Source organism: uncultured Aurantimicrobium sp. (assembly GCF_936931525.1).
Taxonomy (GTDB): domain Bacteria; phylum Actinomycetota; class Actinomycetes; order Actinomycetales; family Microbacteriaceae; genus Aurantimicrobium.
This window is the reverse complement of the sequence record NZ_CAKZII010000071.1, coordinates 1-9,006: the sequence shown is the minus strand read 5'-3', so window position 1 is coordinate 9,006 and position 9,006 is coordinate 1. Positions and strand designations below refer to the sequence as shown.

Annotated in this window: 9 protein-coding genes; 5 read left to right on the top strand and 4 right to left on the bottom strand. The window is 56.2% G+C overall.

Features of this window, described 5'->3' with window-relative positions; translation table 11 throughout:
* Window positions 1–107 precede the first annotated feature (107 nt).
* Genes Q0362_RS03225 through accB form a run of 3 tightly spaced genes read right to left on the bottom strand, consistent with a single transcriptional unit; the run spans window position 108 to window position 3,500 of the window.
* A complete protein-coding gene (locus Q0362_RS03225) occupies window positions 108–1,652 on the bottom strand; it encodes a pyruvate/oxaloacetate carboxyltransferase (protein WP_298119705.1) in 1,545 nt (514 codons plus the stop codon).
* On the bottom strand, window positions 1,645–3,018 hold the full coding sequence (locus Q0362_RS03220; protein WP_298119703.1) for a biotin carboxylase N-terminal domain-containing protein: 1,374 nt from the start codon (window positions 3,016–3,018) through the stop codon (window positions 1,645–1,647). The genes Q0362_RS03225 and Q0362_RS03220 overlap by 8 nt, the downstream gene beginning before the upstream one ends.
* 8 nt (window positions 3,019–3,026) lie before the next feature.
* Window positions 3,027–3,500: an acetyl-CoA carboxylase biotin carboxyl carrier protein gene (gene accB, locus Q0362_RS03215; protein WP_298119701.1), complete on the bottom strand. Its 474-nt coding sequence runs from the start codon at window positions 3,498–3,500 to the stop codon at window positions 3,027–3,029.
* Window positions 3,501–3,651: 151 nt separating this feature from the next.
* Between accB and Q0362_RS03210 the strand changes: the two genes are divergently transcribed.
* From Q0362_RS03210 to Q0362_RS03195, 4 genes are read left to right on the top strand one after another with little or no spacing between them, the layout of a single operon-like run.
* Window positions 3,652–4,437, top strand: a complete 786-nt coding sequence (locus Q0362_RS03210) for an IclR family transcriptional regulator (RefSeq protein ID WP_298119699.1) — start codon at window positions 3,652–3,654, stop codon at window positions 4,435–4,437.
* A 28-nt stretch (window positions 4,438–4,465) separates the two neighbouring features.
* Window positions 4,466–6,448 carry an acetoacetate--CoA ligase gene (locus tag Q0362_RS03205; protein ID WP_298119696.1) on the top strand — a complete coding sequence of 661 codons (1,983 nt, stop codon included), beginning with the start codon at window positions 4,466–4,468 and terminating at the stop codon, window positions 6,446–6,448.
* 24 nt (window positions 6,449–6,472) lie between these two features.
* Window positions 6,473–7,255, top strand: coding sequence for an alpha/beta fold hydrolase (locus tag Q0362_RS03200; protein WP_298119694.1), 783 nt, complete (start codon window positions 6,473–6,475; stop codon window positions 7,253–7,255).
* 9 nt (window positions 7,256–7,264) lie between these two features.
* The gene (locus Q0362_RS03195) at window positions 7,265–8,080 is read left to right on the top strand and encodes a CoA ester lyase (protein ID WP_298119692.1); all 816 of its coding nucleotides are present in this window, start codon (window positions 7,265–7,267) and stop codon (window positions 8,078–8,080) included.
* On the opposite strand, the gene Q0362_RS03190 is transcribed toward Q0362_RS03195, so the two are convergent.
* Window positions 8,081–8,320, bottom strand: a complete 240-nt coding sequence (locus tag Q0362_RS03190) for a hypothetical protein (RefSeq protein ID WP_298119690.1) — start codon at window positions 8,318–8,320, stop codon at window positions 8,081–8,083.
* 90 nt (window positions 8,321–8,410) lie between these two features.
* Here Q0362_RS03190 and Q0362_RS03185 point away from each other — a divergent pair, with 90 nt between their 5' ends.
* Window positions 8,411–8,950 (top strand): hypothetical protein, encoded by a 540-nt coding sequence (locus Q0362_RS03185; protein ID WP_298119688.1) that lies wholly within the window; start codon window positions 8,411–8,413, stop codon window positions 8,948–8,950.
* The last annotated feature ends 56 nt before the right edge of the window (window positions 8,951–9,006 follow it).

The window sequence follows — 9,006 nt, the reverse complement described above, 5'->3', positions numbered from 1 at the left end:
CTGGGGCCATCTGAGATGACGAGGCAGCCATCAATGTCGAACATGATGCCCTGGGTTGCCTTGAGGCGGGGGAGAAGGCTGCTGTGAGTCATAAGTATTCCTAGGAGTTATCGAGAAAGAGAAACTGTTGCGCCATCGCGCTGGACGGACAGGGATTTCCACGTTGGTAACGCATTCGCGGCATCGATGAACTCCTGAACGGAGTTCACAGAACCCGTTCCAGAAGACACACGAGCACCGGGTGACCACGCAGGAGCTGGTGCTGCGTTGATGGCAATCTCTGCTTGGTCGTGAGGCATCACGATGCGCAGAAGAAGATCTTCTTCGCTGAGCTTCTTGCCAAACTTACCGGTGTATTCGGCGTGAAGTTCTTCGAGGGTGCGCTCACGCTGAGCTGCCTTGAGCTCAGCAACGCGAGGGTTATCTGCCACGCGCTGCAAGATCTCAGGGATGATTTCGCCTTCGGGGGTGCCGAAGTCGCCAATGACAAACTTCACAACTTCGTCAGGGATGCGGCTGTAACGTTCCTGGCCACTCTTTGCTGCCAAGACGTTCATCAGTGCCTGGCTTCCCACGAACTGGCTGAACGGGGTCACCATGATGGGATATCCCAGATCTGCACGCACCTGACCGGCTTCTTCAATCACGGCAGGAAGAGCATCGCTCATGCCGATTTCTGCCAGCTGGCGCTTGAGGGTTCCCATCATGCCGCCAGGAACCTGGTGGCTGTGGAAGCTGAGGTCATACTCGTTGGGGGTGCCAGGAAGAAGCTTTTGCTTCTTGGCGAAGTCCCAGAGAAGGGCAGCACCTTCGGTCGCTGCTTCTCGGTCCAGATCAACCTCGATACCCAAAGCATCGAGGTTAGCCAGAACATGCTCCAAGCTGGGCTGGGCAGTTCCGTTAGAGAGTGGCCCCATACCGGTGTGAAGAACATCCACGCCGAGCTCGGCTGCCACGAGGTAGAGATGCGGTGCGGCGCCGGTGGTGCAGTGGCTGTGGAGTTCGAAGGTCTTGGTGCCCAGTGCTGCACGCATCTTCGGAACGAGTTCCTTGGTGCGCTCTGCGGTCAGCAGGCCACCGGGGTCTTTGAGGTAGACCGAGTCAATGTCAGCGCAGTTCGCGTATGCCGTGGTCGCTGCCAAGAACTTCTCATCGGTGTGCACTGGGCTGGTTGTGTAAACCACACCGGCAAGCACATCAGTGATGCCCTCCTCTTTTGCCCAGCGAGCAACCTTCATGGTCTGCTCGATGTCATTTCCAGGCTCGGCAATCATGATGCGGCTGAGGCCATGGCGAGCCATCACACGCAACGACATCCGATACACCGACTCTTCAGCCTTCTCCCACGACATGAAGCGCATGCCGGTGGTGATGCAAGACAGGTGAGTGTTGGGGGCAGCAGCACGAACGCGGCTAATGCGCTCCCACGGATTTTCACCGTGGAACTTGGTTCCCATCACCAGGTGAGTGGAGCTGGTGAAGTCCAGGGCGTGCAGACCCATGCGCTCATAGATAGGTGCCATGGCTTCGGCCATGCCGGTGGTGATGCCAGTGGCAGCCCAGAGGCTCTGGTTGCCGTCTCGAATACTGGTGTCAACGATCTTGACGGGACCCTGGCGACGCTTTTCGCCAGTCAAACTCATCTCAGTCATTGTTCGCTGCCTTTCGTTCTTCCCAAATCGGTCCAAACCAGCTGGTGGGGACTTCTCCGGCAATGAAATCATCGTGGGAGAGTACGTATTCGAGCATGGGGAGTGTTGTCTTGAGCCCTGCAATCGTCGTGTTTTGTGCTGCGGCAAGTGCGCCTGCGACGGCGGCCTTGCGGTCGTGTGCTCGCACAATCAACTTGGCCATCAGGCTGTCGTAATAGGGAGGGAAGCTGTAACCAGTCTCCACCTGAGTATCAATACGAATACCAGGACCCTTGGGCCAGGTGACTTCGGTCAAAACACCGGAGTTCGGCATGAAGTTGTTGTCAGGGTCTTCGGAGTTGATGCGAAGTTCAATCACGCTCACGGGAGGAACAGGTCCCACCTGTGGCAGCTCAGGATCCATACCTAATGCCAAGCGAAGCTGGGCAGCAACCAAATCCACGCCGAATGCTTCTTCGGTCACGGGGTGTTCAACCTGAATGCGGGCGTTGACCTCGAGGAAGACCACGTCTTCACTCTGGGTGTCGACGAGGAACTCCACGGTGCCTGCACCGCGATACTTCAATGCCTTCACCAAACGGCGTGAAGAGTCATGCAAAATCTTGCGGCGTGCTTCGCTGAGACCCGGGGCTGGGCATTCTTCAATGAGCTTTTGGTGGCGACGCTGCACAGAGCAGTCGCGGTCGCCGAAGATCCAGGCGTTACCTTCACCATCTCCAAAGACCTGTACTTCCACGTGACGTGCCAGACCGTAATAGCGCTCGAGATAGAGAGCACCATTGCCAAAGGCAACCTCTGCTTCTTGTGCGGCCTGCGGAGCAAGCTCTTCGAGCTCATCGAGGTTAGTTACCAAGCGAATACCGCGACCGCCACCGCCGTGGATTGCTTTGATGAGCAGGGGGAAGCCGAGTTTCTCGCCCAGTGCGCGCACTTCGCTGGGGTCATTGATCTCAATGCCTTGGGCAACAGGAACGTCTGCATCAATCGCAACGAGGCGAGCGCTTCCCTTATCTCCGACAGCACGCAGTGTTTCAGGGCGAGGGCCTGCAAAGGCAATGCCTTCTTCTTCAAGAAGTTCACACAGCTTGGGTTGTTCACTCAAGAAGCCATAGCCCGGGTGAACAACGGCTGCGCCGGCGTTCACGGCGGCCTGCGCCACTTGCTCAGGGCGTAGGTATGAGAGGTTGGCCTGGGCGGCACCAATCACGATGACCCGGTCAGCTGCCTTGGCGGCAGGGGAGTTGGCGTCAGCAACGCTGGCGGCAAGAACAGGAGATGCGCCAATGCGGCGAGCAGCCGCGATGATGCGCATCGCAATCTCGCCGCGGTTTGCGACGAGGACGACGGGCTTATCTGTGGTGGTCATGGCCGTGATTAGTTCAGTGTGATCTGAACGAGGGGCTGACCGAACTCCACCGCGTGGGAGTCTTCAACCAAGAACTCACCGAGTACTCCTGCCTTACCGGCCACGACGGGGTTCATCAGCTTCATAATCTCGATGATGCCGATGGTGGTCTCTGCGGTGACAGTGTCTCCAGGCTTGACGAATTCGTCCGCACCGGGTGAGGGGCGTCGGTAGAAGACGCCAATCATGGGTGCATCAATGGTGTCTCCGGCTGGAACAGTCGGTGCAGTCGGTGCAGCCGGTGCAGCCGGGGCTACTGCTGCAGGCGCGGCTGGAGCGGCAGTAACAGGTGCAGCTGAGGAAACGGGGGCCTCGGTGAAATTCTCATTCTTTGAGAGGCGTACTGAGACGTTCCCAAACTGAACGCTTGCGTTCTCGTAGTCGCTGTTGTTGAGCTGTTCAACCAGATCAAGCAGTTCTTGCCAGCTAGGAGTTTCAGACATGAGGACCTCGTATTCGGTGGTGTCGACGATGACAACGTTGTAAACCTGTCCTCAGTTTCCCCGGTATTACAGTGCAGTGCAACTAATTTTTTCATTCAGTGAAAAACTATTACTGACATTTCTTACTGTTCTGACTTAGAGTGAAACCACGATGTCCACCACGAGCTCAACTCCGCCCACTCCCTCGAAGTCCGTCACGGCGAGGGCGTTGAGTGTGCTTGGCGCTTTTAGTGCAGTGACGCCCAGGCTGAACCTGAGTCAGATCTCCCGAGCAACGGGTTTACCCGTGGCAACAGTTTTCCGTTTGGCGGGTGAGCTCGAAGACGGTGGCTTCCTGCAGCGTGACGGTTCTAACTTTTACAGCTTGGGTATCAAGCTGTGGGAGATGGGTTTACTCACTCCTGTGCACGGTCGTCTGCGCGAAATAGCAATGCCGTTCCTTCTGAACCTGCAGTACCGAACCAGAGAAACGGTGCAGCTTGCCGTGCTGGATGGTTTAGACGCTGTCTATGTGGAGAAGCTCACGAGCGAAGTCGGTGTTCCCGTTCAAAGCAGGATTGGCTCGCGTATTCCTCTGCATGCCACCGCTGTGGGACAAGTTCTTTTGGCATATTCAGATTCAGGTCTCATCGATCAGGTCGTAGATTCACCCTTGACCAAATACACCGAGGGGACCATCACCTCGAAGCGCACCCTTCTTCGAGAGCTTTCCAACGTTCGTGACCGGGGCTATGCCTACTCGGCAAGTGAATATCTCCCGGGAGCTGTTGCAATCGCGGCACCGGTCTTTGTCGGCGGCAAGATTGAAGCCGCCTGCGGTGTGGTCAACTACGACAACCGCGCGGATATTGAAGAGTGCTACTCCTCACTTCAGGAAGCCTGCACTGGCTTCGCAGCCCGTTTAGAAGAACTCAAGAAGTCTGGCCAGAGCTACTAACGCTCTGGAGTTACTGGAAGGAACGTCAATGTCGACAACACTGGGAACTGAACTTCGCCCTGCCCTGCCCCGTGATCTGTGGAACACCACTGAGATGGGTCGTTTCCTTGAACAGGTCGAGGCTCAACATGGCGTTCACTTCGACACCTACGACCAGGCATGGGCTTGGTCTGTGGCGAACCTCGAAGACTTCTGGCAGTCCATCTGGGACCACTTCGAGATTATTTCCCACGCTCCGCACACGGCTGTGTTGGGTAAGAAGACTATGCCGGGAGCCGAATGGTTCCCTGGTGCTCGGCTGAACTTTGCCGAGCACATCCACCGCGCACTTGTAACACACGCAGATGCCCCAATCCTGATCAACCGCAGCCAAACGACGGGCTCTTCCGAGTGGACGGGCCAGCGTCTACTGGATGAGATTGCTGCGCAGCGAACTGGTTTGATTGCACAAGGAATCGGCGAAGGTGACCGGGTCGTGGGCTATTTGCCCAATATTCCCCAGACAGTGGCACTGTATTTTGCAACAGCATCGCTGGGTGCTATCTGGTGTTCTGTTCCCCCTGAGATGGGGCCACAGAGCGTGCTCGACCGTATTGAGCAGCTAGAACCCAGCCTGATGATTGCCATTGATGGCTACAAATGGGGCGCGAAGGAAGTTTCTCGCATCGAGGAGCTCTCACGTATTCGCGCTGCCCTTCCTGCAATGAAGGTTGTTCTACTTCCCTACCTCGACCAGAACAGGGAGACTCCAGCCGCAGTCACCTCGTATGCAGAGTTCACGAAGAACACTGCACCGATGGAATTCGTTCCCGTTGCGTTCGAGCACCCACTGGTGATTCTGTTTTCTTCGGGAACGACCGGAAAGCCCAAAGCGATTGTGCACTGCCACGGCGGACTACTTCTGGAGCACTACAAAGACATTGCTCTCCAGTTCGATATTTCTGACCGTGACCGCACGTTCTGGTATTCCACCACTGGCTGGATGGTGTGGACACTCAGCGTCTCCTCCCTTCTCGTGGGCGCCGCGATGGTGATCATGGATGGCGATCCTGGTTGGCCGGCTCTTGATGGGGAATGGTCACAGTGGGCCGTGCTCGCAGAAACCAAGTCCACCTACCTCACCACTGGTTCTGCCTACCTGGCTGTGTGTGCGCACTCAGGGTTGACTCCCGGTAAGACCTGGGACCTTTCTCGCCTGCGCGAGATTCAATGTTCTGGTTCGCCTCTGGCAGCAGATGTTGCCGGCTGGGTCTATGCCGAGGTGAACTCTGACCTCGTACTCGCCCCGGCTTCTGGCGGGACAGATATCTGCAGTGGTTTTGTGTGTGGTTCGCCCCTTTCTCCCGTCAATGCAGGCGAGATGGCCGTGCGCCCTCTGGGCGCAGCGGTCTATAGCTGGGGTCCTGATGGGCAGGAAGTTTCTGGAGAACCTGGTGAACTTGTTTGTGTGGCACCACTGCCCTCGATGCCTGCCTTCTTCTGGGGAGACAAAGACTTTGAGCGATATTCCGCCAGCTACTTCGATACCTGGCCTGGCATCTGGCGTCACGGTGACTGGTTAATCCACACCGAGCGCAACACTTGGGCGATTACAGGCCGCAGTGATGCCACCCTCAATCGTGGTGGTGTTCGTTTGGGAACAGCTGAGTTCTATGCGATTCTCGATCCGAGACCTGAGCTCAAAGACACTCTCGTGCTCCACTTCGAAGATCCAGATGGTGGCATGGGCGTCCTTGCACTGCTAGCCGTTGCTGCAGGAGATCTGGACGCCGCAGCGGCAGAGAAGGAACTCAAGACCTTCATTCGCACTGAACTCTCTCCTCGTCACGTTCCCGATGTCATCGTGTGGGTTCCCAGTGTTCCCCGAACAGCCACGGGCAAGCGTCTCGAAATTCCTCTGAAGCGCCTTGTTCAGGGCATTGACACCGGTAACACCATTGATCGAGGTGTTCTGGTTCACCCTGAGGATCTCGATGGCATTGTTGCTGCACTCAAGGACGTAGTGAAGTAGTTCCGCTCTGGCTAAGGTGAAGCTATGACTGTTCCTGCCCTCTTTACTGTTTCCGAGAAGCCTGTTGCCGAGCTCACCGGCGCAGACAATGTTCTGTTCCTGGGAAACGCCCTCGGCACAGACACCCACCTCTGGGATTTAGCGCTGCCCACACTGGCAGCGAAGTATTCCGTGGTGCGCTTCGATATGCCAGGACACGGACAGTCTCCAGTTCCTTCCGATTCCTACACGCTTGAAGAGATCGCAGATGCACTCGTTGCCAAGGCAGATGAGCTTGGGGTGGAGAAGTTTGACTATGCCGGTGTCTCGGTTTCCGGAGCAATCGCACTCGAATTGGCACACAAATACCCCGAGCGCATCAAGCACTCGATTGTGGTGTGCTCTGCTGCCTATATGGGTGGACCAGAAGGCTGGGCAGAGCGAATTGCTCAGGTGAGCAACTCAGGAACCGCTTCACTGGTTCCGATGCTTCCACCTCGCTGGTTCTCAGATGACTTCATCGCTAAGTCGCCAGATGCTGTTAAGAAGGTTCTGAACATGGTGGTCGCCACAGATGACGCCAGCTATATCAAGACCTGTGAAGCACTCGGAAACTACGATGCTCGCCCTTTCTTGGCAGGCATTTCCGTGCCCGTGTTAGCTATCTCCGGTGAGATTGACCCGGGCGCACCCGTCTCAGCAGGAGCTTTCATTGCTGAACAAGTTCCCGGTGCGAGTTTGGTTGTGATTCCGGGCGCATCTCACATCGCTGTCGTGGAATCTCCCCTGGAAATGGCGAAGAACATTACTGACTTCCTCTCGAAGTAGGGTTGAGGAATGGTTTCCGCAGAAATTTCCCGCTCTTGGATGCTCGTCAACGGTGCAAAGACAGAAGAGTTCGATGCCGCAGCTGCCACCAAGGCAGATCAGATCGTCCTCGACATCGAAGATGCCGTTGACCCCTCGCAGAAGGCTGCTTCTCGCGATGAGGTTGCAAAGTGGTTGGAAACCAATGAAGCGTGGGTTCGCATCAACGATCGCTCCTCCGATTTTTGGTCAGATGACATTGACCAGCTGCGTGATATCCCAGGTCTTCTCGGTGTGATGCTCGCTAAGACCGAAGACGGCTCACACGTCACAGAAACCTTTGACCGCCTGGGCGGTAAAACCCGCGTGCTTGCACTCGTGGAGTCGGCTCTGGGTATTGAGGAAGCAAGAGAGATTGCCTGCGCTCGCGGCGCATTCCGCCTCGCTTTCGGCAGCGGTGACTACCGGCGCGATACCGGCACAAGCGTGGAAGATATCGCCATGGCATACCCACGCTCACGCCTCGTTGTTGCAAGCCGTATTGGAAACCTGCCTGGGCCAATTGACGGACCAACCGTGGGAACCAGCTACGGCATCCTGCGTGAGAAGTCTGAGCACGCAGTCGCACTTGGCATGACGGGCAAGCTCTGCTTGAACCACGATCAGATCCCCGTCATCAACGAAGCCATTAGCCCCACACAGTCTGATGTCGCGTGGGCACGGACCTTCTTGGCGGACTTTGAAGCACGTGGACGCGTGGTTCGTGACGGCAGTGACCTGCCTCGTTTGGGCCGTGCAGAGAAAATCGAGAAGTTGGCTGTTGCCTTCGGCATCAACCCTTCCTAGTTAGTTCTTCTGGCTCTTCTTGGAGCTGAGTTTCACGTAGAGCCCCAGAAGCCTGGGGACGATCAGGTACACCGCAAGGGGAACCACGATCAAGGTCAAGATCAGTGCCTTAAGAATCGGGTGCATATCTCCCAGTGCTGGCATGAGGAACGTCAGTCCCAGTGCCACCAAGGGGAAAATGGTGAGCCAGGTAATGAACGCGCGTATGTGAATCGAAACTTGAGGGGGAGGAGTCGCCATTTCTCTAGGCTAGCTCTTATATTTCTCACAGCTGGCGCATAGGTTCTCTGGATACCGTGGAAACACAACATCCCCTTATTGGAGAACATGATGGCTAAGTCCACCCCCACTACTTTTGATCCTGCTGAAGAGCCCAAGACCACAAAGGCAGCAGCTGCAAAAGTTGCAGCGCCCAAGACTGAAGCACCCACCGCTTCTGACGCAGCTCACGCCACTTACCCAGGTCAGACCCTCGGTATTGTTGCGCTGGTCTTCTCCTTCTTTTTCCAGATTCCTGCACTTGCCATGGGTATTATCGCGTGGGTCTGGTCTCACAAAGCTGGAAAGAATAACCTTCCTGCCAAGATCTCTGTCTATGTCAGCGGCGCGCTGATCATCATTGGCACCTTCTTCTTCGCCATCTGGATTGCCCTCGTGGGCAGCCTTGCTGGTGGCTTTGACCGCGGATTCGAAGGCCCTATCAGCGGGGGTGGAACAATCCACATCATGCCTGGAGAAGGCAACCTGCACATGCCAGGTGACATGGATGACATGATGCGTGACCTCGAGCACGACATGGATGACATGCAGGGTGGCAAGATGATGCCGACTCCTTCAGATCTGCCTACTGATGCAGCAGTAACCAACTAGTTCTCCTCAAAGACGAAGTGACCCTGGCCAATCGGCCGGGGTCACTTTCGTTAACA

What these genes read in the sequence shown, in the direction of transcription:
- Q0362_RS03225 (WP_298119705.1), bottom strand. Translation starts at nt 1,652, where the DNA reads ATGACTGAGATGAGTTTGACTGGCGAAAAGCGTCGCCAGGGTCCCGTC.
- Q0362_RS03220 (WP_298119703.1), bottom strand. Translation starts at nt 3,018, where the DNA reads ATGACCACCACAGATAAGCCCGTCGTCCTCGTCGCAAACCGCGGCGAG.
- accB (WP_298119701.1), bottom strand. Translation starts at nt 3,500, where the DNA reads ATGTCTGAAACTCCTAGCTGGCAAGAACTGCTTGATCTGGTTGAACAG.
- Q0362_RS03210 (WP_298119699.1), top strand. Translation starts at nt 3,652, where the DNA reads ATGTCCACCACGAGCTCAACTCCGCCCACTCCCTCGAAGTCCGTCACG.
- Q0362_RS03205 (WP_298119696.1), top strand. Translation starts at nt 4,466, where the DNA reads ATGTCGACAACACTGGGAACTGAACTTCGCCCTGCCCTGCCCCGTGAT.
- Q0362_RS03200 (WP_298119694.1), top strand. Translation starts at nt 6,473, where the DNA reads ATGACTGTTCCTGCCCTCTTTACTGTTTCCGAGAAGCCTGTTGCCGAG.
- Q0362_RS03195 (WP_298119692.1), top strand. Translation starts at nt 7,265, where the DNA reads ATGGTTTCCGCAGAAATTTCCCGCTCTTGGATGCTCGTCAACGGTGCA.
- Q0362_RS03190 (WP_298119690.1), bottom strand. Translation starts at nt 8,320, where the DNA reads ATGGCGACTCCTCCCCCTCAAGTTTCGATTCACATACGCGCGTTCATT.
- Q0362_RS03185 (WP_298119688.1), top strand. Translation starts at nt 8,411, where the DNA reads ATGGCTAAGTCCACCCCCACTACTTTTGATCCTGCTGAAGAGCCCAAG.